The organism is Methylobacterium sp. 77 (genome assembly GCF_000372825.1).
GTDB lineage: Bacteria > Pseudomonadota > Alphaproteobacteria > Rhizobiales > Beijerinckiaceae > Methylobacterium.
This window is the reverse complement of record NZ_KB910516.1, coordinates 392032-417842: the sequence shown is the minus strand read 5'-3', so window position 1 is coordinate 417842 and position 25811 is coordinate 392032. Positions and strand designations below refer to the sequence as shown.

At 65.1% G+C, this 25811-nt stretch carries 28 protein-coding genes and 1 tRNA gene; 17 read left to right on the top strand and 12 right to left on the bottom strand.

Going from position 1 to position 25811, the window contains the following annotated elements; all coding sequences use genetic code 11:
* Positions 1–67 precede the first annotated feature (67 nt).
* Positions 68–616, bottom strand: coding sequence for a formaldehyde-activating enzyme (locus tag A3OK_RS0101940; protein ID WP_019903247.1), 549 nt, complete (start codon positions 614–616; stop codon positions 68–70).
* Between the two features lie 347 nt (positions 617–963).
* Between A3OK_RS0101940 and A3OK_RS0101935 the strand changes: the two genes are divergently transcribed.
* From A3OK_RS0101935 to A3OK_RS0101920, 4 genes are all read left to right on the top strand, one after another.
* On the top strand, positions 964–1551 hold the full coding sequence (locus tag A3OK_RS0101935) for a TadE/TadG family type IV pilus assembly protein (protein WP_019903246.1): 588 nt from the start codon (positions 964–966) through the stop codon (positions 1549–1551).
* Positions 1490–2215, top strand: coding sequence for a TadE/TadG family type IV pilus assembly protein (locus tag A3OK_RS23230; RefSeq protein ID WP_348625420.1), 726 nt, complete (start codon positions 1490–1492; stop codon positions 2213–2215). The genes A3OK_RS0101935 and A3OK_RS23230 overlap by 62 nt, the downstream gene beginning before the upstream one ends.
* Before the next feature lie 10 nt (positions 2216–2225).
* Entirely contained in the window at positions 2226–3569 is a 1344-nt protein-coding gene (locus A3OK_RS0101925) for a pilus assembly protein TadG-related protein (RefSeq protein WP_019903244.1), read from the top strand.
* A gap of 157 nt (positions 3570–3726) precedes the next feature.
* The gene (locus A3OK_RS0101920; protein ID WP_019903243.1) at positions 3727–4938 is read left to right on the top strand and encodes an NADP-dependent isocitrate dehydrogenase; all 1212 of its coding nucleotides are present in this window, start codon (positions 3727–3729) and stop codon (positions 4936–4938) included.
* A gap of 69 nt (positions 4939–5007) precedes the next feature.
* Here A3OK_RS0101920 and A3OK_RS0101915 read toward each other — a convergent pair whose 3' ends face one another.
* From A3OK_RS0101915 to glgX, 3 genes are all read right to left on the bottom strand, one after another.
* Positions 5008–5319 (bottom strand): hypothetical protein, encoded by a 312-nt coding sequence (locus A3OK_RS0101915; RefSeq protein WP_019903242.1) that lies wholly within the window; start codon positions 5317–5319, stop codon positions 5008–5010.
* Positions 5320–5351: 32 nt separating this feature from the next.
* Entirely contained in the window at positions 5352–6974 is a 1623-nt protein-coding gene (locus A3OK_RS0101910) for a hybrid sensor histidine kinase/response regulator (RefSeq protein ID WP_019903241.1), read from the bottom strand.
* 137 nt (positions 6975–7111) lie between these two features.
* Positions 7112–9388 carry a glycogen debranching protein GlgX gene (glgX, locus tag A3OK_RS0101905; RefSeq protein WP_245259289.1) on the bottom strand — a complete coding sequence of 759 codons (2277 nt, stop codon included), beginning with the start codon at positions 9386–9388 and terminating at the stop codon, positions 7112–7114.
* A gap of 195 nt (positions 9389–9583) precedes the next feature.
* Here glgX and A3OK_RS0101900 point away from each other — a divergent pair, with 195 nt between their 5' ends.
* From A3OK_RS0101900 to A3OK_RS0101890, 3 genes are read left to right on the top strand one after another with little or no spacing between them, the layout of a single operon-like run.
* Positions 9584–10339: an SHOCT domain-containing protein gene (locus tag A3OK_RS0101900; RefSeq protein ID WP_019903239.1), complete on the top strand. Its 756-nt coding sequence runs from the start codon at positions 9584–9586 to the stop codon at positions 10337–10339.
* A 28-nt stretch (positions 10340–10367) separates the two neighbouring features.
* Positions 10368–11432, top strand: a complete 1065-nt coding sequence (locus A3OK_RS0101895) for a spore photoproduct lyase family protein (RefSeq protein WP_019903238.1) — start codon at positions 10368–10370, stop codon at positions 11430–11432.
* 38 nt (positions 11433–11470) lie between these two features.
* The gene (locus A3OK_RS0101890; RefSeq protein ID WP_026596839.1) at positions 11471–11935 is read left to right on the top strand and encodes a nucleoside deaminase; all 465 of its coding nucleotides are present in this window, start codon (positions 11471–11473) and stop codon (positions 11933–11935) included.
* A 212-nt stretch (positions 11936–12147) separates the two neighbouring features.
* Here the strand turns inward: A3OK_RS0101890 and A3OK_RS0101880 are convergent, their stop codons facing one another.
* The 5 genes from A3OK_RS0101880 to A3OK_RS0101860 all read right to left on the bottom strand — a co-directional run bounded on the left by A3OK_RS0101880 (position 12148) and on the right by A3OK_RS0101860 (position 13531).
* Positions 12148–12459: an ETC complex I subunit gene (locus tag A3OK_RS0101880; RefSeq protein ID WP_019903235.1), complete on the bottom strand. Its 312-nt coding sequence runs from the start codon at positions 12457–12459 to the stop codon at positions 12148–12150.
* Between the two features lie 49 nt (positions 12460–12508).
* Positions 12509–12585: transfer RNA gene (locus A3OK_RS0101875), tRNA-Pro, on the bottom strand.
* 142 nt (positions 12586–12727) lie between these two features.
* The gene (locus A3OK_RS0101870) at positions 12728–12979 is read right to left on the bottom strand and encodes a PilZ domain-containing protein (RefSeq protein WP_019903234.1); all 252 of its coding nucleotides are present in this window, start codon (positions 12977–12979) and stop codon (positions 12728–12730) included.
* A 72-nt stretch (positions 12980–13051) separates the two neighbouring features.
* Positions 13052–13246, bottom strand: coding sequence for a hypothetical protein (locus A3OK_RS0101865; RefSeq protein WP_019903233.1), 195 nt, complete (start codon positions 13244–13246; stop codon positions 13052–13054).
* Positions 13247–13297: 51 nt separating this feature from the next.
* A complete protein-coding gene (locus tag A3OK_RS0101860) occupies positions 13298–13531 on the bottom strand; it encodes a hypothetical protein (RefSeq protein WP_019903232.1) in 234 nt (77 codons plus the stop codon).
* A gap of 182 nt (positions 13532–13713) precedes the next feature.
* Between A3OK_RS0101860 and A3OK_RS0101855 the strand changes: the two genes are divergently transcribed.
* Complete coding sequence (locus A3OK_RS0101855) at positions 13714–14415, top strand: glutathione binding-like protein (protein ID WP_019903231.1); 702 nt, start codon at positions 13714–13716, stop codon at positions 14413–14415.
* 1 nt (position 14416) lies between these two features.
* On the opposite strand, the gene A3OK_RS0101850 is transcribed toward A3OK_RS0101855, so the two are convergent.
* Positions 14417–15286, bottom strand: a complete 870-nt coding sequence (locus A3OK_RS0101850) for an MBL fold metallo-hydrolase (protein ID WP_019903230.1) — start codon at positions 15284–15286, stop codon at positions 14417–14419.
* Positions 15287–15504: 218 nt separating this feature from the next.
* Between A3OK_RS0101850 and A3OK_RS0101845 the strand changes: the two genes are divergently transcribed.
* The 6 genes from A3OK_RS0101845 (at position 15505) to rimM (ending at position 20183) form a co-directional block, all read left to right on the top strand.
* Positions 15505–16533 carry an LLM class flavin-dependent oxidoreductase gene (locus A3OK_RS0101845; protein WP_019903229.1) on the top strand — a complete coding sequence of 343 codons (1029 nt, stop codon included), beginning with the start codon at positions 15505–15507 and terminating at the stop codon, positions 16531–16533.
* Between the two features lie 74 nt (positions 16534–16607).
* The gene (locus A3OK_RS0101840; RefSeq protein WP_019903228.1) at positions 16608–16976 is read left to right on the top strand and encodes a hypothetical protein; all 369 of its coding nucleotides are present in this window, start codon (positions 16608–16610) and stop codon (positions 16974–16976) included.
* Between the two features lie 210 nt (positions 16977–17186).
* Complete coding sequence (locus tag A3OK_RS0101835) at positions 17187–17417, top strand: glutathione S-transferase (RefSeq protein WP_019903227.1); 231 nt, start codon at positions 17187–17189, stop codon at positions 17415–17417.
* Positions 17418–17436: 19 nt separating this feature from the next.
* A complete protein-coding gene (ffh, locus tag A3OK_RS0101830) occupies positions 17437–19002 on the top strand; it encodes a signal recognition particle protein (RefSeq protein ID WP_019903226.1) in 1566 nt (521 codons plus the stop codon).
* Positions 19003–19121: 119 nt separating this feature from the next.
* Entirely contained in the window at positions 19122–19484 is a 363-nt protein-coding gene (gene rpsP, locus A3OK_RS0101825; protein WP_019903225.1) for a 30S ribosomal protein S16, read from the top strand.
* A gap of 12 nt (positions 19485–19496) precedes the next feature.
* A complete protein-coding gene (gene rimM, locus A3OK_RS0101820) occupies positions 19497–20183 on the top strand; it encodes a ribosome maturation factor RimM (protein WP_026596837.1) in 687 nt (228 codons plus the stop codon).
* 27 nt (positions 20184–20210) lie between these two features.
* Here rimM and A3OK_RS0101815 read toward each other — a convergent pair whose 3' ends face one another.
* Complete coding sequence (locus tag A3OK_RS0101815; RefSeq protein ID WP_019903223.1) at positions 20211–21002, bottom strand: DUF4239 domain-containing protein; 792 nt, start codon at positions 21000–21002, stop codon at positions 20211–20213.
* Positions 21003–21080: 78 nt separating this feature from the next.
* A complete protein-coding gene (locus A3OK_RS0101810; RefSeq protein WP_019903222.1) occupies positions 21081–21821 on the bottom strand; it encodes a methyltransferase domain-containing protein in 741 nt (246 codons plus the stop codon).
* 125 nt (positions 21822–21946) lie between these two features.
* Between A3OK_RS0101810 and trmD the strand changes: the two genes are divergently transcribed.
* The 3 genes from trmD (at position 21947) to serA (ending at position 25792) form a co-directional block, all read left to right on the top strand.
* Positions 21947–22663 carry a tRNA (guanosine(37)-N1)-methyltransferase TrmD gene (trmD, locus tag A3OK_RS0101805; protein WP_019903221.1) on the top strand — a complete coding sequence of 239 codons (717 nt, stop codon included), beginning with the start codon at positions 21947–21949 and terminating at the stop codon, positions 22661–22663.
* A gap of 159 nt (positions 22664–22822) precedes the next feature.
* Positions 22823–23989, top strand: a complete 1167-nt coding sequence (locus tag A3OK_RS0101800; RefSeq protein ID WP_019903220.1) for a phosphoserine transaminase — start codon at positions 22823–22825, stop codon at positions 23987–23989.
* A 210-nt stretch (positions 23990–24199) separates the two neighbouring features.
* The gene (serA, locus tag A3OK_RS0101795) at positions 24200–25792 is read left to right on the top strand and encodes a phosphoglycerate dehydrogenase (protein ID WP_019903219.1); all 1593 of its coding nucleotides are present in this window, start codon (positions 24200–24202) and stop codon (positions 25790–25792) included.
* Positions 25793–25811 lie beyond the last annotated feature (19 nt).

Below are 25811 nucleotides of genomic sequence, written 5' to 3'. Positions count from 1 at the left end.
GCGAAGGCTCGTCGGAGGGAGCCGCACCTGCGGTGGGCGGCACGGCTCCCCGCCCGTCGGGCGCGGCTCAGATCTTACCGTCGAGACCCATCTGGTAGTATTTGTGGATGATCTTGTCCTGGTTCTCCAGGAGCCAGTCGATCGAGGGCTCGTTGGTCATGGCCTTGCGGATCGCCTCCGTCATGCCCTTGCGCTGAATCTCGAACAACGCCTTGTGATCGACCGTCTCGGCCTCGATCACGCCGGGGCTGAGCCAGACCGAGCAGATGATGCCGAGATCGTTGGCCTTCTCCTTCGGGATATAGCCGAGTCGCACCGCATCGAGGACGCCGTTGGCGATGGCGAACTGCACCGTCCCCATGAGGATCGAGGTGTATTTCGAGGTCTCGACGCTGACCTTCGAGACGCAGAGCGTCACCGGCCGCACCATGATGTCGGTGTTGAGGAGGGCGAAGACACGGCTGTGGCCGACGACCTGGTCGCCGGTGAGGGTGGCGAGCGCCGTACCCACGGGGCCGTCGAGCTCCCCGATGATCACCTCCGGCTCAGCGGCGGTGTTGGGCGGCCCGCCGGCCACCAGGGCCTCGCCGGCCCGCAGGATGATGCGCTCGCTCATGGTGTCTCCTCACGAATTCTGGATCTGGGATGGCGACGCTCATTCCCGTTCGCCGCCGCAAAGTCCAGTCCCGACCCGTCGTGAAAGCATTTCCCGGGAGGTCGGGCCGGCGCCAGGGATGTGGGCGACGTGGCGACCGGGCGAAAAATCGGTGTTTGCCTCTGTTCGGTGAGTGGCGGTGTAAGGTGAACTTAAGATCTATGTCTCAAATCCTTGACCGACGCGGATGGAATCTAACCTGCCTACGGTAAAACGTAAGTTCTGCTGTACGACGACGATACAATTGAAGATTGAAATCATAACGACTTCGTGTTCGGGATCTCGCAAGGGACGAAGGTCTTGAGATAATGCGTTTCCTGAAAATTCATACGTTGTGGCGCCGGTTTGGCGCATCTCGGTCAGGAGCGACCGCCGTCGAGTTCGCGCTCGTCGGGCCGCTGTTTTTTCTCGCGCTCGTCGAGATTCTGCAGGGCGGATTATACCTCTTCTGCTCCGCCGCGATCGACAAGGCGACCGCCGATGCCGGGCGCGTGATCATGCTCGGTGCTTTGGATGCAAACTCTGCATCCGCGAACGGTTTCCGATCGAACGCGTTATGCGGAAACCTGCTCGCCGGCCTGTCCTGCGACAACGTGGTGACGAGCCTGCAATCGACCACGCTCGGCGGGACCGGTGGAGGCTATGCCATCTTCGTTCAGTCCGACGAGCGCGGTCTCGTGTCCGTTCCGATGGATAACAGCCAGACGAGCTACTGCACCGGCGCCCCCGGGACCTATGAATATCTTCAGGCCTTTTATGCAGTGCCGGTCTTCAGCCCGATATGGACGGTCCTGAACTCGACGACCTGGAACGGAAAGACGGTCGTCTTCGCACGTGCCGCGGCGACCTTCCGCAACGAGCCGTTCACGTCCGCCAGCGTTTCGAGCGGTTGTTAAGGTGGGCAGGCCGCGTTTCCGCCGGACCGATTTCAGCCGTGATCAGCGGGGTCTTGCGATCACCGAGTTCGCGCTGATCATGCCGGTGATGACCCTGCTCGCTTTCGGGGCATTCGACCTCATCCGCTATATCGACTTCGTCAGCAAAGTTGAATTGGCCGCCAGTACCCTCGCGGAACTGGTCTCGCGGAACGATACGGGCAAGATCTCGCAGACCGACATCGCCACGATGTCGAAGGCGCAATTGGTGATCTTTCCAGAGGCGATGAAGGTGGCCCGCGACCAGAACGTCGCCGTTTGGAGCCTTCTGAAATGGTCGCTGACCGGAATCCAATTCAAAGCGCCTGCGGGTTGCACGAGCAACTGTACCTACAGTGCCTACGTCGCCTGGACATCCGGACAGGGCCGGCCTTGCGCCACACCGATGAATTCGGCCGCGAATACGGCGGCGCCGACAGCGAGAACCTTGCCGAGCGATACCTTCGGACCGGGCTTTCTGATCGTCGCGGACGTCGTCTTCTCCTACACGCCCATCATGGCCCAATCGGTCATCGGCACGGTCAGCATCGCCAAATCCTTCTACATCTCTCCACGATACGTCTCCTCGATTGCGTTCGACGCAAGTGCGGGAATTGGGACGGCGTGGTCGTGCGTCGTTCCGTAAGGTTCCATCGATGTCCCTTGGTCTGGCTCGCTTCCTCTCCACGACAGTCGCGCGGCTTCATGCTCTGCGAACGAGACGAGACGGTAACGTCCTGATCGTCTTCGCCCTCTCGGCGGTTCCGATGATCGGTGTCGCCGGTATCGGCATCGAATACATGCGCGCCAACTATTATCGGACGCAATACGACAAGGCCGTCGATGCCGCGACGATCACCGCGATCACGACGGCCCGCGACTACATTTCCAGCAATCCGAACAACGAGGTCGATCCGACGGAATCCGCCAAGACTCTCGCGGTGACTCGCGGGATGGCCGCATTCCGCGTCAATGCCGGGCCGTTGCTGGCAAGCCTTCCCTTGACGCCGGTTCTGACGGTGACGCGGACAGCAAACGTCGTGTCGGCCACGGCGACTTACGCGACGACGTATGGATCGGCGTTCGGAAAGGTCCTCGGCGATGTCACGAACGTCCAGGTCGCCGGAAAATCGGCGTCGAGCCTGAGCCTGGGGAACTACACCGATTTCTACCTTCTGCTCGATACGTCAGGCTCGATGGGGTTTCCGACATCGAGTGCCGCTCAAGTCCAATTCGCCAAGCTGAATCCCGATATGAAGGATTCGAAGGGCAATAACTGCGCCTTTGCCTGCCATTTCTCGGGCTACAAGGGTTACGATCTTGCCAAGTTGAACAATATCGAGCTCAGAATCAAGACGGTCAGCAATGCCGTTCAGCAGCTGATCGCGAAAGCCAAAGCGCGTCAGACCCTGACCAACCAGTACAGGATCGGCCTGTATCCGTTCGTCAGCTTCATGGAGACGGCTGCCAATGCGACGAACAATCTCGACTCGCTCACCAGCATCGATCTCGAAAACTATATGGACATCGGCAATTCGACCGTCGCGAGAGGCAGCGGCGGCACCCACTACGAGAACATTCTTCCCGCGATCAGCGCGAAGATCACCCGGATCGGTGATGGATCGAGCGCCGCGAAGCCAGTTCCGTATGTGTTCTTGATCACCGATGGGATAGGCAATAACCAATACTGGTATAATGCCACTGGATGGACAGGATCGCAGGCCAAGCTACTCGATCCCTCTTTATGCACGTCCATTAAAAACCGAGGCGTCACGATCTCAGTGCTCTACATACCTTACGTGCCTCTAGTACAACCCTATAATGACAATGTCGGGTATGAAAACGTCGTCGTGAACGGTCTGATCCCCAGCGTTCCACAGACTCTCCAGAACTGTGCGTCACCGGGATTCTACCGGGCCGCGAGCACGGCGAGCGAGATCGAGGCCGCGCTCAACTCCATGTTCGACCAAGCGACGCGGCAGGCCCGACTCGTGCCTTGAGCAGGTACATTCTGACACGCCTGCCCGATTGTCATGCCTCTTGAGCGGGGCTTCGCCTTTCGTGCCGTGACGGCGCAGGCTATGGACTGCGCCGAGGATCGGCATCCGCCTTGCGTGGATGCCGCCAAATGGCTTGGCTCAGGAAGGTGCGGTAGACATGTCGAAGATCAAGGTGGCGAACCCGGTCGTCGAACTCGACGGCGACGAGATGACCCGGATCATCTGGAGCGAGATCAAGAGCAAGCTCATCCACCCCTATCTCGACCTCGACCTCGACTATTACGACCTCGGCGTCGAGCACCGCGACGCGACCGGCGACAAGGTGACCGTCGATGCGGCCGAGGCGATCAAGCGCCACGGCGTCGGCGTAAAATGCGCCACCATCACCCCGGACGAACAGCGGGTTGAAGAGTTCAAGCTGAAGGAGATGTGGCGCTCGCCCAACGGCACGATCCGCAACATCCTCGGCGGCGTGATCTTCCGCGAGCCGATCATCTGCAAGAACGTTCCGCGCCTCGTGCCCGGCTGGACGCAGCCCTTCGTGATCGGCCGTCATGCCTATGGCGACCAGTATCGCGCCACCGACTTCAAGGTGCCCGGCAAGGGTCGCCTGACCATCAAGTTCGAGGGTGACGACGGCACCGTCATCGAGAAGGAAGTGTTCAAGTTCCCGGCCGCCGGCGTCGCGATGTCGATGTACAATCTCGACGAGTCGATCCGCGACTTCGCCCGCGCCTCGCTGAATTACGGCCTCGCCCGCAAGTACCCCGTCTACCTGTCGACCAAGAACACCATCCTCAAGGCCTATGACGGGCGCTTCAAGGACCTGTTCCAGGAAGTGTTCGACGCCGAGTTCAAGGCGAAGTTCCAGGCCCTCGGCATCACCTACGAGCACCGCCTCATCGACGACATGGTTGCGTCCTGCCTGAAATGGTCGGGTGGCTACGTCTGGGCCTGTAAGAACTACGACGGCGACGTGCAGTCGGACACCGCGGCCCAGGGCTTCGGCTCGCTCGGACTGATGACCTCCGTGCTGATGACGCCTGACGGCCAGACCGTCGAGGCCGAGGCGGCGCACGGCACGGTGACGCGCCATTACCGCGAGCACCAGAAGGGCAAGGAGACCTCCACCAACTCGATCGCCTCGATCTTCGCCTGGAGCCGTGGCCTCGCTCACCGCGCCAAGCTCGACGACAACGCCGATCTGGCCAAGTTCGCGAACACGCTCGAGAAGGTCTGCGTCGATACCGTCGAAGCGGGCTTCATGACGAAGGATCTCGCACTCCTGGTCGGCCCCGATCAGAAGTGGCTCTCGACCACCGGCTTCCTCGACAAGGTCGATGCGAACCTCAAGACCGCGATGGCCTGAGACGCGAGCGGGACGAAGACTGGCGAGCGTCTCCCTGTTCTCTCCGGAACAGGGAGACGTTTTGGCGGATCAAGCCTGCGCCGCGTTGCGCTTGCGGGTCTCGGCGGCTTTCTTCGCCGAGGCCGAGCGCTCCGCGGCCGTGCGTGAGGCCGACGCCTTGCCGCCGGATTTTCCGCCCTTGCGGGCCGCCGGATGGGAACTAGCCTTGCCTCGGCCCGATCCACCCGGATGCTTGCCGCCGCCATCGTCCTTGTTGACGGTCGCCCAGGCGCGGGCCTCGGCTTCCTTCTCCGGCACGCCGCGTTTCTCATAAGATTCCGCGATGTGATCGGCCTTGCGAACCTGCTTATCCGTGTATTTCGACTTGTCACCCTGTGGCATGGCGGAGCCTCCTTCGGGCCCTCGCCGTTTCCTCAGCTGATGCCGGTCGGGCCGTCGAGAATGGCGCGAACGCGGCGGATCAGATCGGTACGGCGATAGGGCTTGTTCAGAAGGTCGAACTCCGAGCCCCCGGCATCGGTTCGTTCCAGGCTCGCTTCGGCATAGCCGGTCGTCAGCAGGACCTTGAGCTGCGGCTGGCGCCGCTTGGCCTCGCGGGCGAGCACGACCCCGTTCATGCCGCCAGGCATGATGAGATCGGTGAACAGCAGATCCACAGATCCCTGCGAGTCGAGGATGTCCAGCGCCTCGCGACCGTTCTGAGCCATGAGCAAGGTGTAGCCGAAATCGCGCAGGATGGTCCTGGCCAGTTCGGCCACGTCCTCGCGGTCGTCGACAATCAGGATCGTTTCCGTACCCTGGCGATCGACCGTCCGCTGGACCGCGCGATTGGGCTGCCTGTCATCGTCGGCGGCGGCCGGAAACGACAATCGGACGCTCGTTCCCTTGCCTACGACGGAATCGATCTGTGCCGCTCCGCCGGATTGCTTGGCGAAGCCATAGACCATCGACAGGCCGAGCCCGGTGCCCTTGCCTTCCTCCTTGGTGGAGAAGAACGGGTCCATCACGCGCGCCAGGATCGTCGGCGGAATTCCCACCCCGGTATCGGTGATGGTCACCGTGACGTAGCGCCCCTCGCGCAGGGGATCCGATCCGCGAAGATCGTTTGCGGCGACATCCTGATTGTCCGTCGAGATCACGAGTTCGCCGCCATCGGGCATGGCGTCGCGCGCATTGATCAGGATGTTGAGAAGCGCGACCTCCGCCTGTGTCGGATCGACCCGGCAATTCCACAGGCCTTCACGCAGATCGAACCGCACGCGGATCGCATCGCCGAAAGTCCGGGTCGCCATCTCCTCCATGCCCTTGACCAGGGAATTGAGATTAACCGCGCGTCCATCCAGCCGTTGCTTGCGTGCGAAAGCGAGGAGTTGCTGGGTGAGGGTCGTGGCGCGTTCGGCGGCGGTACGGATGTTGTCGGTCGCACGCCGCAGGCGGTTTCGGTCGGCGTCGGGATTGTCGAGACCATTGCTCAGGATGTCGACATAGCCGACGATGACCTGGAGCAGGTTGTTGAAATCGTGCGCGATGCCCCCGGTGAGCTGCCCGAGGGCTTCCATCTTCTGGGCCTGGCCCAAGGCCTCCTCGGCGTCGCGGCGGCGGGATACGTCGAGCTGCGAGGCGAAGAAGTAGACTAGCTCGCCCGCCGCATTATAGATCGGCGCCACGAACAGAGCGTTCCAGAAGGTCGAGCCGTCCTTGCGGTAGTTGAGGATTTCGGTGGCGAATTCCCGCCGGCCCTCGATCGCGAGGCGCAATTCGCTCACGACCCCTCGGTCGGTGTCGGGTCCCTGGAGGAAGCGGCAATTGCGGCCGATGATCTCTTCGAGGCCATAGCCCGTCATGGCGACGAAGGCCTTGTTGACGAAGATAATCGGATTGTCGTCCTGCCGCGGGTCGGTGACCACCATCGGCATGCGGGTGGCTTCGACCGCGGTGAAGAAGATATCGCTGTTGTGGTCCGCGATCTCCGACGCCGCCCCGGTTCTCACGCGCGGCTGTTCACCGGCAGGCGGTGTCTCGGGAGAAGTGGTCATGATCAATCGATCGTTGGGCCGTGGGATACGGGTCGGTCGGTAAGGTCCAACGGCTCGGATCGGATCCGTTTCCTTGGAGAGACCCGTGTTGACGACGCGGATCGGGAGACACCCGCGTCGTCGGACACGCGTGAGGCTTACGTCGCCGGATGGGCGAAGCGCACGCTCTCGATATTCGCCCGTTCGAAGGCCTGCATGACGTGCTGGTAGGATCGCTCCATTTCGGTCGATTCACCGCCATCCACATCCTCGGGCTTGAGGACGAACATCAGCATCGACCGCCCCGTGACGTCGTAGCGGTCGCCGATGGCCCAGGTGCCGGCCTCCTGGCTATCGGGCAGATTGGTGTCGAGTAGGCGCGTCCAGCCGCCACCGCCGACGGAACTCGGCAGGGTGAAGGAGACGAGGTCGCTATAGGCATTGTAGAGGATCAGGAGCGTGGCATCCCCGCCCCGACGGTGAATGCCCGATGCCTGGGCGCGGCCGTCGAGCAGGACGGCGATGGAATGCGCGCCCCCATCCGACCAATTCTCCGAAGACATCTCCTCGCCGTCCGGACGAAGCCATGTCACGTCCTTGACGCCGAGATCCTCGTCATAGGCTCCGCTCAGGAAGCGGCCCCGCGTGAGGATAGGGAGCGCCTCGCGCAGGATCGTCAGGCGCTGAGTGAACTCGGCGAGATCACGCCCCGCGTCGTCGATCCCCTCCCAGTCGAGCCAGGAGATCTCGTTGTCCTGGCAATAGGCGTTGTTGTTGCCGCCTTGGGTCCGGGCGAACTCGTCGCCGGCCAGCAGCATCGGCGTGCCACGCGACAGGAACAGCGTCGCCATCAGATTGCGCATCTGGCGCAGGCGCACCGCGCGGATCGCCTCGTCGTCGGTCGGACCCTCGACGCCGTAATTATTCGAGAGATTGTGGGAGTGCCCGTCCCGTCCGTCCTCGCCATTCGCGAGGTTGTGCTTCTCGTTATACGAGACTGTGTCGTTGAGCGTGAAGCCGTCATGGGCGGTCAGGAAATTCACCGAAGCCCAGGGCTTGCGTCCGCGCTTGTTGAACTTGTCCGCCGATCCTGTGATGCGCGAGGCGAGGCTCGGCAGCAGGCCGGAATCGCCGCGCCAATACCCGCGGACGTCGTCGCGGAAACGGTCGTTCCACTCTGCCCAGCCCGGCGGGAAGCCGCCGACCTGATAGCCGCCCGGGCCGCAATCCCACGGCTCGGCGATGAGCTTCACCGCGTTCAGCACCGGATCCTGCCGACACGTATCGAGGAAGCCGCCGCCCTCGTCGAAACCGTGCGGCTCGCGCCCGAGGATGGTGGCGAGGTCGAAGCGGAAGCCGTCGACCCGCATCTCCGTCGCCCAGTAGCGCAGGGAATCGGTGACGAGCTGCAGCACGCGCGGATGCGACAGGTTGAAGGTGTTACCCGTGCCGGTATCGTTGATGTAGTAGCGCTCGTCGCCGGGCATCAGCCGGTAGTAGGACGCGTTGTCGACGCCCTTGAACGACAGGGTCGGGCCCTTTTCGTTGCCCTCGGCCGTGTGGTTGTAGACCACGTCGAGGATCACTTCGAGGCCGGCGCCGTGCATGCGCGCCACCATCTCCTTGAACTCGGAGAAGGCGAAATCCGGCACCGCCGCGTAGCGCCGCGCCGGGGTGAAGAAGGAGATGGTGTTGTAGCCCCAGTAATTCACCAGGTTCTTTTCCTGGAGATAGTCGTCCTGCACGAAGGCATGGACGGGCAGCAACTCGACCGAGGTGACGCCGAGGCTCTTGATGTAGTCGAGCACGGCCGGATTGCCGAGACCGGCATAGGTGCCGCGCAGCTTCTCCGGCACGGCCGGATGCAGCTTGGTGAACCCCTTCACGTGGGTCTCGTAGAAGATCGTCTTCTCCCACGGCACGTGCGGCTTGCGGTCCCGGCCCCAGGTAAAGGCCGGATCGATCACGCGGCTGCGGCGGGTGAACGGCGCGGAATCGCGCTCGTCGAAGGTCAGGTCGTCGCCGGTCTCCATCTGGTAGCCGAACAAGGCCGGGTTCCAGGTGATGGAGCCGACGAGGCCCTTGGCGTAGGGGTCGATCAGCAGCTTGTTCGGGTTGAAGCGGTGGCCGGCCTTGGGCTCGTAGGGGCCGTGAACGCGGTAGCCGTAGATCGTTCCGGGCCGGGCATCGGGCAGATAGCCGTGCCAGATCTCATCGGTGTATTCAGGCAGTTCGATCCGCTCGAGCTCCTGCTCTCCGGCATCGTCGAAGAGACAGAGCTCGACCTTCGTCGCATGGGCCGAGAACAGGGCGAAGTTGACGCCGAGACCGTCCCAGGTCGCGCCCAGCGGGTAAGGCGCTCCCTCTTTGATGCGCGATCGCGCCGCCTTCGTCTGCCCGGCGGCCTGCTGCATCTGGGGGTTCTTCGCGACCATGATCACTCCAGGGGGGGCTCGCAGCGTTGCGCCGAGCCCGACGGCATGAAATCCGCCGAGTGAACGCTCACGCTTGGCCCTAAGGTCCGCGACGGTGGAAACTTTTTGCGGTGCGGGACGCTATTCCGGGCGAGGCCGTACTATGATCGGGTCGCTGTGCCGCGCGCGATACGGTCGCCTTCCTGGAGTCAGCCCATGCCCGACAGACCCTCCGTCCTGCAGACCGTCGCTGACCGGCATGGCGTCAGCATCGATGCCGTCCGCCATCTCATGCGTGCGCTCGAGGCGGGCCATGGCACGATGGCTCAGTTCAATCATCCGGAACTCGGTGGTTTCGGACAATGGTCGTCCGGCGGCATGACCATGATCGGCAACATGTTCGATGCAAACCTGAAATCACGGGTGGCGGCGATCTGCTCCGATCTGGCCGATTCCCTTCCCGCCGGAGGATGGGACGACGGTGCGGCCCCGGCGAATTGGTGGCCCGCCGAACTCGGCCGGCCGGCGACGTCGGGGTCGCAGAACAGCATGCGCTACGCATACTTCCCCGACAGCCGCCTGCTCGCGGTCGAGAGCGCGGGAACGCTGGTCCTCTACGATACCGGCCATTACGACATTTCCGGCGTGTCGCAGCAGCAAGGCAGTACCCAGAGCCTCCGATTCACCGGCCGCAGCGGTTATGTCGATCTCGAATCGCTTCAGCGGGTGAGCACGTCACCGGCACCCGAGAGATCCCTCGATCCAAAGCCGTTCCATCCCGATCCGATCGAGATGCCCGTCCGCAGCGAGGAACGCCCTCGCCCGGTCTCCGAGCCGGAAACCTACCAGACGAGCGCCCCCTCCGCCGACGTGCTCTCGACGCTGGAACGCCTGTCCGATCTGCATCGCAAGGGCGTGCTCACGGAAGCGGAATTCTCGGCCAAGAAGGCCGAACTCCTGGCGCGGCTGTGACCGTCCGCCGAGCGCGGTGACGCGACCTGTGGGCGCACGGGACCTGATCGACATCAGCACGATCTACCACGAGCCGGCCGTCGCCGAGTTCGCGCGCGGTCGTGCGATCTTCGACCGCTTTCCACAGGCGACGCGGATCGAGGTCCCGTCGCACTGGAACATCCCGAACCTGCACGGCAACGAGGGATCCGCCGAGGATTGGTTGCGGATCAAGCGATCGACGCTGGTGCTCGGCGTGAAGAAGGGGCTGGCGATGCGGCCGAACGGGCGCAGCGCCCATTTCATCGCCCCGTCCACCTCCAACGGTTGCGCGATGGCCTGCGCCTATTGCTACGTCCCGCGCCGCAAGGGCTTCGCCAATCCGATCTCGCTCTTCGTGAATGTCGAGCAGGTCTGCGGTGCGATCGCCCGGCACGCCGCACGGCAGGGGCCGCTCGTCACCCCTGATACGGTGGATGCGGCCCATTGGGTCTATGACCTCGGCGAGAACGGCGATCTCTCCGTGGATGCCTCGCTATCCGACAGCGTCCGCGACATGGTCGCTTTGTTTCGTGATCTGCCCAACGCCAAGGCGTCCTTCGCCACTAAGGCCGTGAACCGCGATCTCCTGACCTACGACCCTCAGGGCAAGACCCGCATCCGCTTCTCGCTCATGCCCGAACGGATCGCGAAGGTGGTGGACGTTCGCACCGCCCCGATGTCCGAGCGGATCGCGGCCATCGATGATTTCGTGGCGGCCGGCTACGAGGTGCACGTCAATTTCTCGCCCGTCATCCTCTACGAAGGGTGGGAGGCGGATTGGCGCGCCCTGTTCGCGGCCCTCGACGACGGGATCGGGCCGGCGGCCAAGGCCCAGCTCAAGGCCGAGATCATCCTGCTCACCCACAATGCGGACCTGCACGCGGTCAATCTGCGCTGGCACCCGCGGGCGGAGGACCTGCTCTGGCGCCCCGATATCCAGGAAGGCAAGCGCTCGGAAGGCGGCGGCGATAACCTGCGCTATCGCAGCGGCTGGAAGGGTCGCTGGATCGCCCGATTCAAGGCGCTGCTGGCCGAGCGCATGCCCTATTGTCAGGTTCGCTACGCGTTCTGAGAGCCACGATACGGAGATTGCCGTCGATGCCGGACGAGATGATGAACCACGAACGCCACCTGCGCGATGCGGTGATCCTCGCCACCAACAACGTCGCGGAGGGCGGCAGACCTTACGGCGCCGTGATCGTACGCGACGGGCAGGTGATCTGCCGCGCCGTGAACACCATCCATCGCAGCAACGATCCCACCGACCATGCCGAGATGGTGGCCCTGCGTGAGGTCTCGCAGACCCTCGGCCGTCCCAAGCTCGATGAGTGTATCGTCTATGCCAGCGGACGCCCCTGTCCGATGTGTCACGCGGCCATGCGGCTCGCCGGAATCAAGCAGGCGTTTTTCGCCTATACGGCCGAGGAGGCGGAGGTTCATGGCATGCTCGGTGCCGGCATTTACGCCGAACTCGCTCGTCCGCTCGACGAGCAGCCGATGAAGGTGCGTCACTTGCCCGTCGAGACCGGGACCAACCCTTATGCGGAATGGAGCGAGCGCCAGCCGGCTCGATAGGGATGACGTCGGACCGTCCCGACGGGGAAAGTCGGATTGGCGGCGGCGTCGGCAGGGATTAAGCTCGTTCGATGACCGATAACGACCTGCGCGAATCGCGCGCCGCTCTCATCCTGCTCGCCGTCGCCGTGTCGTCGGTCCTGATCTTCGGAGCGATCACCATCCTGATTCAGCTCTGATGCTGATGGGTGATCGCTCGCATGCCCGACGTATCAGTGCGTCCAGGGCGCCGTGCGGTTGAACTTGAAATTGTCCGAGTAGGACAGACCCTTGCGGATGGCGGGCTTCTGAGGCTGCTCGACCCGGTAGGTGATGCCGTTCCGGGTGGCGTAGGCAACGGCCTCGTCCTGGGTCTCGAACGAGAGGCGAACCTGCTGCAGCATGTCCGACGATCCGGTCCATCCCATCAGGGGGTCGGTGTCGCGCGGAGAATCCTGGTCGAATTCGAGGAGCCACGCCTTGGTGCGGGCCATGCCGGATTGCGACGCATCCTTGGCGGGCTGGTAAATCCGGGCGCTCGGCATCGTGAGTTCGATAGCTCCTGCAGGATGGAACGGCCGACGAACACGCGATTGGTCGGGGCGATAGGATTCGAACCTACGACCCTCTGGTCCCAAACCAGATGCGCTACCAAGCTGCGCTACACCCCGACACGCTCGCGCGCAGTTGCGGAAGTACGTTCTCTGATGGGAAACAGCAAGCGCGTCGGATCGATAAGCGGGGTGATGATGAACGAGGACGGCATTTTTCCGAGCCCCGTCGTCGTGACCGACGCAACGGGCGGGGGCGATGTCATACGGCGAACGCCACGCCGAGCTTGCGCTCCCGCCTCCACACGACCGTGCAGGCACGGGGCTTGGCGTAGGCCGTCATGACGAGGGTGAATTCGTTCGGAATCGCGTCCGGCGTCTCGACCTCGATCTGCGCGCCAGTCTCGGATTGGTCCCAGACGAGACAATCGATATCGGCCTGCCGATCTCCGAAGGAAAGCGCCCCGATGCGAAATGCATCTTTCCGGGACGCGCTGCGACGATTGGTGGTCACGTCATGAATCCCGCTTTAATCTGCAGCCGATCCTCGTCGCGCCAGGTTAATTTTTAGAACATCGATCCATCACTAGACCATCAGGTCGACGATACGGTCCTGACCTGTGGGGCGGGCCGACAGGGTCGGAGCCGTAGACGCGCCCACATTGACGGATACCAGTCTCGGCTCGGTCTCCCGCCTGTGCAAGGCGTCGGAGCGCGCGGTCATCACGACGTCGAGCGCTTTCAGGAGGCCGAGCGAGTTCAGCGAAACCGTGATCGTCATCGAGTGGATCCTCCGTCGATGGGGTCGGCCTGCCACGATCCTCCGCGGATGCTAGACGAGGATGTCGAGGACGCGCCTGTCGGTATCGAGGGATGATTTCAGCACGGCGGCGTTGATACCGAACTCGGCCTTGCTCTCGATCAGTTGCACCGCCGAACTCGACAGGTCCACCTGTGTCGCGCTCGGCAGGCTGGTGCCGACCGTGGCGATGGATTCCGCCGCATTGTTGAAGCGCTGGGTGGCCACCGCCATCCCGCCGCTGCTGATCGAGGTCGCGCTGATCATGGGGCTCGTCTCCCATGCGGGTTTCCCCGCGAACGCGGATGCAAGCACGCGACTCGTGAATCGATCGGACGGAAAATCCATCGCATTCGAGCCATCAGCACCGGCTTGATCTCGATGCCGCCGGTCTCCACCTCGGCGTTCAGCGCCGCTCGGTTATCAGCGGCTCGCTGGAAGGGATTCCGATGATCGACCTCCATTATTGGCCAACGCCGAACGGCCACAAGGTGACGATATTTCTCGAGGAAGCCGGGCTTCCCTACACGATCAAGGCGGTGAACATCGGCAAGGGCGAGCAGTTCAAGCCGGATTTCCTGGCCATCGCCCCGAACAACCGGATGCCGGCCATCGTCGATCATGAGCCGCGGGATGGCGGCGAGCCGGTATCGCTCTTCGAATCGGGCGCGATCCTGCTCTATCTCGCCGAGAAGACCGGGCGCTTCATCCCGTCCGACCTGCGGGGCCGGGCGGACGTCCTGCAATGGCTGTTCTGGCAGATGGGCGGGCTCGGCCCGATGCTCGGTCAGAACCACCACTTCTCCCAATACGCGCCGGAGAAGATTCCCTATGCCGTCGAGCGCTACGTCAAGGAAACCAACCGTCTCTACGGCGTGCTCGACCATCGCTTGGCCGACCGCGAATTCGTCGCCGGTCCCGATTACTCCATCGCCGACATGGCTTCCTATCCGTGGATCGTCCCGTGGGAGAAACAGGGCCAGAACCTCGATGATTTCCCTCACCTGAAGCGCTGGTTCACGGCGATCGGCGAGCGCCCCGCCACCAAGGCGGCCTATGCCCGCTCGACCGAGGTGAACCCCGACCATGGCAAGACCATGAGCGAGGACGCCAAGAAGGTGATGTTCGGCCAGACCGCCAAACGCGGCTGACTTATCGCCGGAGGCTGTCGAGCCTGACGGGGGCGGCATGCGGGCGGGTCGCCAGCATGCCGTCGATGAGCGCCAGCACTTCCGCCCGGCCGCAATTGGCGGCGGGTTCGAACGGCGTCCAGGTCTGGGTGAAATCGAGCTGGGAGAACACGTCGCGATAGCGCCGGAGTTCGTTCGTGGTCAGCGGCACGCCACGGACGAAGGCCTTGTGAGCCGAGATCGTCTCCGCCCTGCGAAAGTCCTTCGGGTCGAGTTCGAACTTCAGGGCGTCTCCGCAGAACAGGATCTTTCGCGATCGGTCGAACAGAACCGCATGGCCGTCGAAATGGCCGGCCGTGCGGTGGAGTTCGAGACCGGGAAGCGGTTCGAGAAAGTCGTCGTAGGGCCATGACACCTGGAGCGCGGCGCTCCAGATGAAGTCGGCCGCCGGAAGGCAGAGTTCCGGGTCGAACCTGTCCTGCAACTGCACCAGCGCGCCGTAGGCATGCGGGTGCGAGGAGGACAGCACCTGCATCCCGCCCAGCGAGGCGATGTGCTTCAAAGCGGCCTCGCTGAAAACCGGGCAGGCCTCGAACCCCATATTCCCGGCCGGGGTCTGGATCAGGAAGGCGCTCGGGCCGATGCCGGAGACGGGATCGTTCCAGAAGCGCCAGACGCCCGGCTCCAGCTCCTTCCAATGACAGGGGAACCGGTCCTGCGCCTCGCGCTCGCTCCAGAACTGCCAGCCCTTCTGCGGCACCACGTGACGTGCGTCGAGGCACATGGGACACGAAGCCGGCGGCTCGAAATGGCGCTGCCAGAACCCGCAATTGTCGCAGGTATAGGCAGGGAGATCGAGGGCGCCGGCGAAGGGCAGGTATCCGGGAGACACGGCGGCGTTGCTCTGGTTCGGGGTGGTGGTCGGAGCACAGCCATATAGGTCGACGGACGCTCGTGTCCCGTCCCGGATCGCCGGAGCCGACCGCCGCGCATGCCATCCCGGCCTCTGACGACGCTTGCGGAGCGGCGGTCGCGTCGCGATCTATCGGACGGGGGGGACGGTTTCACATCGGCGCGAGACGGCTGCCGACGCATACGGACAAGCGATTGATGATCCCACTTTCCGTTCTCGATCTCGCCTTCGTGCCGCAGGGTTCGACGATCGCGGATGCCCTTCGCAACGCGCTCGACCTGGCACGGGCCGCCGAACGCCTGGGCTACCGCCGATACTGGCTCGCCGAGCATCACAACATGGTCGGCATCGCGAGTGCGGCGACCTCCGTCGTCATCGGCCATGTGGCGGCGGGCACCAGCCGCATCCGCGTCGGGGCCGGCGGCATCATGCTGCCCAACCATTCGCCCATGGTCGTCGCCGAGCAGTTCGGCACGCTGGAGACCCTGTATCCGGGCCGGATCGATCTCGGCCTCGGCCGGGCTCCCGGCACCGACCAGCGTACGTTGCGGGCATTGCGGCGCTCGCCCGAGACCTCGGACCAGTTCCCGCAGGATGTCCTCGAACTCCAGGCGTTCCTCGGCGACCTGACGCCGGGGCAGGCGATCCAGGCGGTGCCGGGGACGGGCACCAGGGTTCCGCTCTGGATCCTGGGTTCGAGCCTGTTCGGCGCACAGCTCGCGGCCATGCTCGGCCTGCCCTATGCCTTCGCCTCGCATTTCGCGCCGGATGCGCTGCTCCCGGCGCTCGCCGTCTATCGCGAGCGTTTCACGCCGTCCGAGCAGATGTCGCGGCCCCACGCGATGATGGGCGTCAACATCGTCGCGGCCGAGACGGACGCGCAGGCGCGCCGCCTGTTCACCTCGGCGCAGCAGCAATTCACCAACATGTTCCGCGGCACGCGCGGCCTGCTGGCGGCCCCCATCGACGATATCGAGACCTACTGGTCGCCCGCCGAGAAGCGGCAGGCCTCGGGGATGCTCGCGCGCTCCATCGTCGGATCGCCGGAGACCGTGCGTCGCGGGCTCGCCGCCCTGATCGCCGAGACCGGCGCCGACGAGGTCATGGTGGCGTCGGCCATCCACGATCACGCCGCCCGCGTGAGGTCGTACGAAATTCTCGCGGAGGTCGCTGAAGGCGTGTCCCGCGGCGCGGCCGCGCCGGTGGCGGCGCTCGCCGAGGGCTGAACCGCCCGGTTTCGCAAGGTCTCGCATCGCCGGAATGGTGTGCCTATGGTGCGCCACCAAACCAACGGGCCGACATGATCAAGAAGACGCACCTCGCCTCCGACGCGACCCTCGTGGACGTCGTTCCCGCCCTGGAGGAGGCCGACGCCTACCTGAGCCGGATGCTCACCAACATGCGCTTCTGCCAGAAGCGGCACGGCAGCGCCTCCGTGCGCATCGCCGTCACCGGCAAGGGCGGCAACCCGTCCTATCGGGTGGATTACGTCAAGCCGGTCGCACCGGACCCGGACGGGACCGTCTTCGACGCCTATGGCGGCAAGGCCCATTACAGCTTCACCGCCATCAACATCATGGAAACCAACTGGAGCAGCCGCTCCATGAGCCTGGACGAGGTGCTGAAGCTGCAGGCGGAATTGAGAAAGCCCAAGTTCGAGAAGCGCTGATGTGCTTTCGGCTGCTTGGCTTGCATCTGCGTCCCGTATCTTGACTTGCGCAGGCTCACCGACTAACCCGCCAACCTCATATCAGACGACATGTCGTCAATACGAACGCCGACCGGTCCTTCGAGACCGGAGGTCAACGCCCGACAGCGCGATGCGCCCTCGGGCGAGTTTCGCGTTGGGAACAGGTCGTCGCTCCGCCGATCCAGTCGATTGAGTCTCACCCTGTCGCAGACGCATGAAACCCTACGCATCGAGGATGCGGTCAACGAGGTCTGCCCCTGGTCGGGCAAGCCGATCGCGGCCGATTCCCTGACGCTCTACAACGGCTCCGTGGTCGGGTTCTGCAATCCCGATTGCCGGGACAAGTTCGCTGCGGCGGTCAATGCCTTCGAGGCGGCGCTCCAGGCGCGCCGCGTCTCGTCCGCCGGCCTGTTCCAGTAGGGTTCGGGAGACCTAAACGATGTTTGAAGGCCTGTCCGACCGCCTCTCCGGTATTCTCTCCGGGCTCACCCGTCGCGGTGCGCTCACCGAGGCCGATGTCACCGCCGCCCTGCGCGAGGTGCGCCGCGCCCTCCTCGAAGCCGACGTCGCCCTGGAAGTGGTGCGCGGCTTCACCGAGAAGGTGCGCGAGAAGGCAGTGGGCGCCGTCGTCGTCAAGTCGGTGACCCCCGGCCAGATGGTCGTGAAGATCGTCAACGACGAACTCGTGGCCATGCTCGGCTCCGAAGCCGGTCTCATCGATCTCAATGCCCCCGCCCCCGTCGCCATCCTGATGGTCGGCCTCCAGGGCTCGGGCAAGACCACCACCACCGCCAAGATCGCGCGGCGCCTGACGAACCGCGACAAGCGCAAGGTGCTGCTCGCCTCCCTCGATACCCGCCGTCCGGCCGCCATGGAGCAGCTGGCGATCCTGGCGAAGCAAGTCGGCGTCGACAGCCTGCCGATCGTCGAAGGCCAGTCGGCGGTGCAGATCGCCCGTCGCGCCATGGATGCCGCGCGTCTCGGCGGCTTCGACGTGGTCATGCTCGACACCGCCGGCCGCATCACCCTCGACGAGGCGTTGATGGCCGAGGCCGCCGAGGTCAAGGCGGCGACGAACCCTCACGAGGTTCTGCTGGTGGCCGACGCGCTCACCGGCCAGGACGCTGTGGTGACCGCGCGCGCCTTCGACGAGCGCCTCGGCGTCACCGGCATCGTGCTGACCCGCATGGACGGCGATTCGCGCGGTGGCGCGGCCCTGTCGATGCGCGCCGTCACCGGCAAGCCGATCAAGCTCGTCGGTACCGGCGAGAAGGTCGACGCGCTGGAGGAGTTCCACCCCTCCCGCGTCGCCAACCGCATCCTCGGCATGGGCGACATCGTCTCGCTCGTCGAGAAGGCGGCCGAGACCATCGACCACGAGCAGGCGCTCCGCACGGCGGAGAAGATGCGCAAGGGCAAGTTCGACCTCGACGACCTGTCGATGCAGCTTGCCCAGATGGAGAAGATGGGCGGCATCGGCGGCCTGATGGGCATGCTGCCCGGCATGGGCGCCATGAAGAAGCAGGTCGAGGGCGCCAATCTCGATGAGAACATGTTCAAGCGCCAGCGCGCCATCATCTCCTCGATGACCGCGCAGGAGCGTAAGAATCCCGACATCCTCAAGAATTCCCGCAAGAAGCGCATCGCGGCGGGTTCGGGGACGAAGGTCGAGGAGCTCAACAAGCTCCTCAAGATGCACCGGACCATGGCCGACATGATGAAGGCGATGGGGTCGGGCAAGCGCGGCATCGGCCAGGCGCTCGGCTCGATGTTCGGCCTCGGCGGTGGCGGCGGCATGGGCGGCATGCCCGGTCTTCCTCCCGGCATGCCCGAGCCGACACCGGAGCAGATCGAGGCGATGCAGAAGCAGATGGGCGGCAAGCTGCCATCCATGCCGCCGGGTTTCGGCGGCGGAAAGATGCCGGGCCTTCCGGGGCTCGGAGGACCGAAGGGGCCGGGCGGTCTGCCGGGCCTCGGCGGTTTCCCGTTCGGGAAGAAGAAATGAGTTGAGCGGATGGCGAATGGCGAGTGGCGAAGAGGGGGAACGCGGTTCAGCGCTCCATTCGCCACTCACCATTCGCCATTCGCCTCATAGCAGACACACAAAGCTCAGGAGCCAGAACAATGTCCCTCAAGATCCGTCTCACCCGTGGCGGCGCCAAGAAGCGCCCGTACTACCGCATCGTCGTCGCCGATGCCCGCGCGCCCCGTGATGGCCGCTTCATCGAGAAGGTCGGCGTGTACGACCCGATGAAGGCCAAGGACGATCCGGCCCGTATCGTGCTCGAGTCCGAGAAGATCACGGCCTGGCTCGCCAAGGGCGCCCAGCCCACCGACCGCGTCCTGCGCTTCCTCGATGCCGCCGGCCTCGCCAAGCGCCCCGCGCGCAACAACCCGCAGAAGGCCGAGCCGGGCGAGAAGGCCAAGGAGCGCGCCGCCAAGCGCGCCGAGAAGGCCGCTGCCCCGGCCGAAGACGCCGCAGCCTAAGGCGTTCCCGCGATGGCGCGCCGTCCCGGAGGCAACACTCCCACCGGCGATGGCGGCCGTCGCGACCGCCCGAGCCGTATAGGCTCGGGTTCGGCGACCTCCGCGCATCGGCCCCGGCCGATGCCGGAGGTGCCGCTCCCCTCCACCGATCCGAGCCTCGTCCAGATGGGCGAGTTCGGTCGTGCGCACGGGCTCAACGGCGAGATCCGCCTGAAATCCTATACCGGCGACCCGCAGGCCATCGCATCCTACGGATTGCTGATCGGCGCGGGCGGCCAGCGCATCGAACTGACCGATGTGCGCCGGGCCGGCGGTGCTTCGCCCGACCTTCTCGTCGTGCGGGTCAAGGGCGTCTCCGACCGCACCGGCGCTGAAGCCCTGAACCGCCTCGCGATCTACCTGCCGCGCGACCGTCTCGGCCATGTCGAGGACGAGGACGAGTTCTTCACCGCCGACCTGGTCGGCCTCGAGGTGGTGGATACGTCCGGCGCGGTCCTCGGCACCGTCACGGACGTGCCGAATTACGGTGGCGGCGATCTCCTGGAGATCAAGCCGGCCCTTGGCGGCTCGACGGCGCTCCTGCCCTTCACCAAGGTCTTCGTTCCGACCCTCGACGTCGCGAACGGGCGGATCGTCATCGACCCGCCGGACGATCTGTTCGCGCCCGCCGGGCCGAAACCGGCCGACGAGCCCGCCTGAGGCGCGTGACCCCGGACCGGTGCGTCGTCAGGGCTTGACGCTCGTCATCGCCGTCCGCGCCGCCTCCAGGGGAGCCGACGTCACTGGCATCGGCCCGTCGAACGGGCGCTCGTGCAGCCCGATCATGCCCAGCGTCGTCACCGTGGCGACCGAGAACAGGATCATCGCCACGGCCTGCGGCACCGGCTTGTCCACATGGATCAGCCCGATGGACACCAGGGTGAGCAGCGCCAGCACCATCAGCGTCAGCCATTTCGACTGGTCGCCCTGCACGTCGGCGAGGCCGAGGCGTGTGCCGCGCTCGGCCCGCAGGTTCATCACCGCGTCGAGAAGGCTCGCATGCGCGGTGGCACCCGCTTCTGCGGTATGCCGGGGATCGGCCACGGATTGCATCAACTGGCCCAGGGCCTCGTTCGCCGTCGTCGAGGACTCGCCCACCGTCATCTTCGGCCATTCCTCGTCGATCAGGGCATTCGCGTAGGCGAGCAGCTTTGTGCGGATCGCGGACATGTCGGATGCCGTGGCGAGGCTCAGGTCCTGGACGGCGAGCAGGTTGGTCTTCTCCGATTGCACGATCTTCGTCGCCTGCCTCTGACGCTCCCAGGCGTCGTTCGCCACGAAGCCCGTGAGCAGCGCCAGCATCACCGAGATGGCGTTGAAGTAGGGTGCGACGACGCCGACCCCGAGCTTGTGCATGCCCGGCCGTGTCGCGGACCAGATCGAAAGAATGCTGATGACACCCATGCAGACCGCGAAGATTGCGCTCAGGAGCACGAACATCAGCCAGACAGGCTGATCGAGCCAAAACGTCAGGACCACGCACTCATTCTCCCGCACGGCATTCGAGGCGGTCCACGATAGCGGTTCGCCGCTACCGAACCGTGAATCCCGGCGCGATCATCGGCGGTTCGATCGTGTTGCCACGTCCTTGCATGGGGTGATCGAGGAGGGATCGAGACGCGCCTCGGCTGCCGGCGCCTCGAAGACAGCGAGATAGCCGACTCCGCCTTCGAGGACGGAAAAGCCGGTCTCGCGATAGCCCACGGCCGAAAGTTCACATCGCAGCAGGGCGGGTGGCGTTCCGTGCTTCGATGGCAGCGTGTCAGCGTCGACGATGCCGATCCGGCCTCCCGGCTTCATCGCGGCGGCGAGGTTGTGCAGCAGCCCGAACGGCTGAGTGATCTCGTGGTACATGTGGATCAGCACGGCGGCATCGAGGGACCCCGCCGGAAGTCGCGGATCATGCGCCTCCCCCCGCACCACCGTGACGGTGTCGAGCTTGGCACGCGCGATCCGCGAGGTCAGGTCGGCGAGATAGCGCGGCGTGACATCCTCCGCGAAGATCCGCCCGCTCGGTCCGACCCGCTCCGCCAGCCGGACCGTGTAATAGCCGCTGCCGGCGCCGATATCGGCGACGCTTTCTCCGGGCGAGATCTTCATCAGGCGCGCCACCTGCCCCACCTCGTCGACCTTGTCGCGCTCGGCCTCCGACGCCCAGAGTGGAGCGACGATCTCGGCGACCGGTCGGTCGGGTCGCGGGAATGCCGAGGCCGGCGTGCCGGGTGGTGCCAACGGCTCGGCGGCCTGGGCCGTCATCGAGAGGAGCAGGGACGTGAGGGAGAGCAGAGGGCGTTTCATGGCGGGATAACCGTCGCGGTGCCGGGGAAGTGCCGCCCCGGCTCGCGAGCCTTCCGGGAAATCTCGTCGCCGGCTGGCCCAAGCGTCCCGTTGACCCGGCGAGGCCTCTGGCGCCATCAAGCGCCATGACGAGCGCGCCCTGGACCGCCACGATCCTCACCCTCTACCCGGAGATGTTCCCCGGCCCGCTCGGGATCTCGCTGTCCGGCGATGCCCTCGCGCGCGGGACCTGGGCGCTCGACGCCCGGCAGATCCGCGAGCACGGCATCGGGCGGCATCGGGCGGTGGACGATACGCCGTCCGGGGGTGGGGCCGGCATGGTCCTGCGCTGCGACGTTCTCGGTGCCGCCATCGATGCGGTCGCGGCCCCCGCCGACACGCGCCCTCGCCTGCTGATGAGCCCACGCGGACGTCCCCTGACGCAGCATCGCGTGCGCGAACTCGCTGAGGGGCCGGGAATCGTCGTCGTCTGCGGCCGGTTCGAGGGCGTGGACGAGCGTGTGATCGCCGCACGGAATCTCGAGGAGGTCTCCATCGGAGACTACATCCTGTCCGGCGGCGAGATGGCTGCGATGGTCGTGCTGGATGCCTGTATCCGGCTTCTGCCCGGCGTCATGGGAAAGTCCGTCTCCGGAGAGGAGGAGAGCTTCGAGGGCGGCCTTCTCGAATACCCGCATTACACGAGGCCCCGCGAATGGGAGGGCCGCGCGATTCCCGAGATTCTCAATGGCGGAAACCACGGCGCCATCGCGCGCTGGCGTCGGGACGAAGCGCGGCGGATTACGCGGGAGCGACGACCGGACCTTCTTGGCCCGTCAGTGTCCTCACCGATAAAGCGCTGATCGGCAAAGACTTGATCGAAGAAGCAATCCTCCGACTTGTCCGCAGGACTGAATTTATCGGACCGGCATCTTGCTTATTCGGCGCCGATGGTTCATTGGCAGCGCCGGGCCACTCCTCCCCAACGAGGAGCATTCATCTGTAAGGATGGACTGATCATCATGACACGTCCCAACACGCGCCCTCGCGTGCCGAACTTCTCGTCCGGCCCCTGCACCAAGCGTCCCGGCTGGACTCTCCAGGCCCTTGAGAACGCCGCTCTCGGCCGCTCGCACCGCTCTCCCGTCGGCAAGGCCAAGCTGGTCGAGGCCATCGAGCTGACCCGCACCGTGCTGCGCGTGCCCGCCGATTATCGCATCGCCATCGTCCCCGCCTCCGATACCGGCGCCGTCGAGATGGCCATGTGGTCGATGCTCGGCCCGAAGACGGTGGAAGTCGCGGCCTGGGAGGCGTTCGGTTCCGAATGGGTCACGGATGCGCTGCAGGAACTGAAGATCTCGCCCATCGTCCACCAGACGCCCTACGGCGTGCTGCCGGACCTCGCGGCGATCGATACCAAGCACAACGACGTCATCTTCACCTGGAACGGCACCGCCGCCGGCGTGCGCGTGCCGAACGGCGACTGGATCGCCGCCGACCGTGAAGGCGTGACCATCTGCGATGCGACCTCGGCCGCTTTCGCCATGCCGCTCGACTGGGCGAAGCTCGATGTCGTCACCTTCTCCTGGCAGAAGGTCATGGGCGGCGAGGCCGCGCATGGCATGCTCGTCCTCTCGCCCCGCGCCGTCGCGCGGATCGAGAGCAACGTTCCCGCCTGGCCGATCCCGAAGGTCTTCCGCATGGCCAAGGGCGGCAAGCTGATCGAGGGCATCTTCAAGGGCGACACAATCAATACGCCCTCGCTCCTGGCCACCGAGGATTATCTCGACACCCTGCGCTGGGCACAATCGATCGGCGGTCTCGACGCGCTCCATGCGCGGGCCGATGCCAATGCCAGGATCGTCCACCATTGGGTGGCGCGGACCCCGTGGATCGGCCATCTCGCCGTCGACCCGGCGACGTATTCGAACACGGGCGTGTGCCTCGTCATCACCGATCCCGACGTCCTCGCCAGGGGCGATGCGACCGTGGCTGCGGTCGCCAAGGGCATTGCCGATACGCTCGACGCCGAGGGCATCGCCTTCGACATCGGCGCCTATCGCGATGCGCCGGCCGGCCTTCGCATCTGGTGCGGCGGCACGGTGGAGGCTTCGGATCTCGAAGCGCTGATGCCGTGGCTCGACTGGGCGTACGCGGCCCAGAAGGCCAAGCTCGCCAAGGCTGCCTGAGGCAATGCTCCCTCCCCCTCTCCCCCCTGCGGGAGAGGGTGGCCCGCGCAGCGGGTCGGGTGAGGGGAGCGCGCCGTCCGGAAAGGTCGTCCCCTCTCCCGGTCGCTCCGCGACCACCCTCCCCCGCAATGTGGGGGGAGGGTTGAGACCTGCCGCGCCGTCACGCCTCACCTCCGAAAAAATTCCCTTCCTCAAGAGCCGGAGGCCCTCATGGCTGCTCCCAAGGTGCTCATTTCCGATTCCCTCTCGAATGCTGCCGTTCAGATCTTTCGTGACCGCGGAATCGACGTCGATTTCTTTCCCAACCTCGGCAAGGACAAGGACCGCTTCGCTGCGGTGATCGGCCATTACGACGGCCTCGCCATCCGCTCGGCCACCAAGGTCACGCAGAAGATCTTGGCGCAGACCTCACGGCTGAAGGTCATCGGCCGCGCCGGGATCGGCGTCGACAATGTGGACGTCGCGGCCGCCACGGCGCGCGGCGTCATCGTGATGAACACGCCGTTCGGCAATTCCATCACCACCGCCGAACATGCGGTGGCGATGATGTTCGCGCTGGCCCGGCAGATCCCGCAGGCGGATGCCTCGACCCAGGCCGGCAAGTGGGAGAAGAACCGCTTCATGGGTGTCGAGATCACCGGCAAGACGCTCGGCATCATCGGCTGCGGCAATATCGGCGCCATCGTCGCCGACCGCGGCATCGGCCTCAAGCTCAAGGTCGTGGCCTACGATCCCTACCTCTCGCCCGAACGCGCCCTCGAGATCGGCGTGGAGAAGGTCGAGCTCGATGCGCTGCTGGCGCGGGCCGACATCATCAGCCTGCACGTGCCGATGACCGACAAGACCCGCAACATCCTGTCGGCAGAGAACCTCGCCAAGACCAAGCCCGGCGTCCGCATCGTCAATTGCGCCCGCGGCGGCCTCGTGGACGAGGTGGCGCTCCGGGCTGCGCTCGATTCGGGCCATGTGGCGGGGGCGGCCTTCGATGTCTTCATCGAGGAGCCGGCGAACACCAACCCGCTCTTCGGCCATCCCAACGTCATCTGCACGCCGCATCTCGGCGCCTCCACCAACGAGGCCCAGGAGAACGTGGCGCTGCAGGTCGCCGAGCAGATGTCCGATTACCTGATGACGGGAGCCATCACCAACGCGATCAACTTCCCGTCGATCTCCGCCGACGAGGCCCCGCGCCTCAAGCCGTTCGTGGCCCTCGCCGAGAAGCTCGGCTCGTTCCTCGGCCAGCTCACCGATGCGCCGATCAAGGGCATCCGCATCACCTACGAAGGCGCGGTGGCCGGCATGAACACCCGGGCGCTCACCGCGGCTGCGGTGACGGGTGCGCTCCGGCCCTTCCTCCAGGACATCAACATGGTGTCGGCCCCCGCCCTGGCGCGCGAACGCGGCATCGTGGTGGACGAGATCAAGCGCGAAGGCGGGGCGAGCGACTACGAATCGGTGGTGCGCATCACCATCGATGCGGAGGACATGCCGCGCGACGCCGCCGGAACGGTGTTCCATGACGGCAAGCCGCGCATCATCGAGATCCGCTCCATCGCCATCGATGCCGCCTTCGCGCCGCACATGCTCTACGTGCGCAACCACGACAAGCCGGGCTTCATCGGCCGGCTCGGCACCATTCTCGGCGAGGCCGGTGTCAACGTCGCCACGTTCAATCTCGGCCGCGAGGAAGAGGGCGGCAACGCCATCTGCTTCTGCGCCGTCGACGCACCGATCTCGGAGCGCGTGCGCGCCGAGATCGAAGCGATCCCTCAGGTGAAGCGGGCGCGGCCAGTGAGCTTCTGAAGCGGGACGGGTGGCATCA

Coding starts and splice junctions, on each gene's coding strand:
- A3OK_RS0101940 (WP_019903247.1), bottom strand. CDS start 616: ATGAGCGAGCGCATCATCCTGCGGGCCGGCGAGGCCCTGGTGGCCGGC.
- A3OK_RS0101935 (WP_019903246.1), top strand. CDS start 964: ATGCGTTTCCTGAAAATTCATACGTTGTGGCGCCGGTTTGGCGCATCT.
- A3OK_RS0101925 (WP_019903244.1), top strand. CDS start 2,226: ATGTCCCTTGGTCTGGCTCGCTTCCTCTCCACGACAGTCGCGCGGCTT.
- A3OK_RS0101920 (WP_019903243.1), top strand. CDS start 3,727: ATGTCGAAGATCAAGGTGGCGAACCCGGTCGTCGAACTCGACGGCGAC.
- A3OK_RS0101915 (WP_019903242.1), bottom strand. CDS start 5,319: ATGCCACAGGGTGACAAGTCGAAATACACGGATAAGCAGGTTCGCAAG.
- A3OK_RS0101910 (WP_019903241.1), bottom strand. CDS start 6,974: ATGACCACTTCTCCCGAGACACCGCCTGCCGGTGAACAGCCGCGCGTG.
- glgX (WP_245259289.1), bottom strand. CDS start 9,388: ATGGTCGCGAAGAACCCCCAGATGCAGCAGGCCGCCGGGCAGACGAAG.
- A3OK_RS0101900 (WP_019903239.1), top strand. CDS start 9,584: ATGCCCGACAGACCCTCCGTCCTGCAGACCGTCGCTGACCGGCATGGC.
- A3OK_RS0101890 (WP_026596839.1), top strand. CDS start 11,471: ATGATGAACCACGAACGCCACCTGCGCGATGCGGTGATCCTCGCCACC.
- A3OK_RS0101880 (WP_019903235.1), bottom strand. CDS start 12,459: ATGCCGAGCGCCCGGATTTACCAGCCCGCCAAGGATGCGTCGCAATCC.
- A3OK_RS0101865 (WP_019903233.1), bottom strand. CDS start 13,246: ATGACGATCACGGTTTCGCTGAACTCGCTCGGCCTCCTGAAAGCGCTC.
- A3OK_RS0101860 (WP_019903232.1), bottom strand. CDS start 13,531: ATGATCAGCGCGACCTCGATCAGCAGCGGCGGGATGGCGGTGGCCACC.
- A3OK_RS0101855 (WP_019903231.1), top strand. CDS start 13,714: ATGATCGACCTCCATTATTGGCCAACGCCGAACGGCCACAAGGTGACG.
- A3OK_RS0101845 (WP_019903229.1), top strand. CDS start 15,505: ATGATCCCACTTTCCGTTCTCGATCTCGCCTTCGTGCCGCAGGGTTCG.
- A3OK_RS0101840 (WP_019903228.1), top strand. CDS start 16,608: ATGATCAAGAAGACGCACCTCGCCTCCGACGCGACCCTCGTGGACGTC.
- ffh (WP_019903226.1), top strand. CDS start 17,437: ATGTTTGAAGGCCTGTCCGACCGCCTCTCCGGTATTCTCTCCGGGCTC.
- rpsP (WP_019903225.1), top strand. CDS start 19,122: ATGTCCCTCAAGATCCGTCTCACCCGTGGCGGCGCCAAGAAGCGCCCG.
- rimM (WP_026596837.1), top strand. CDS start 19,497: ATGGCGCGCCGTCCCGGAGGCAACACTCCCACCGGCGATGGCGGCCGT.
- A3OK_RS0101810 (WP_019903222.1), bottom strand. CDS start 21,821: ATGAAACGCCCTCTGCTCTCCCTCACGTCCCTGCTCCTCTCGATGACG.
- trmD (WP_019903221.1), top strand. CDS start 21,947: ATGACGAGCGCGCCCTGGACCGCCACGATCCTCACCCTCTACCCGGAG.
- A3OK_RS0101800 (WP_019903220.1), top strand. CDS start 22,823: ATGACACGTCCCAACACGCGCCCTCGCGTGCCGAACTTCTCGTCCGGC.
- serA (WP_019903219.1), top strand. CDS start 24,200: ATGGCTGCTCCCAAGGTGCTCATTTCCGATTCCCTCTCGAATGCTGCC.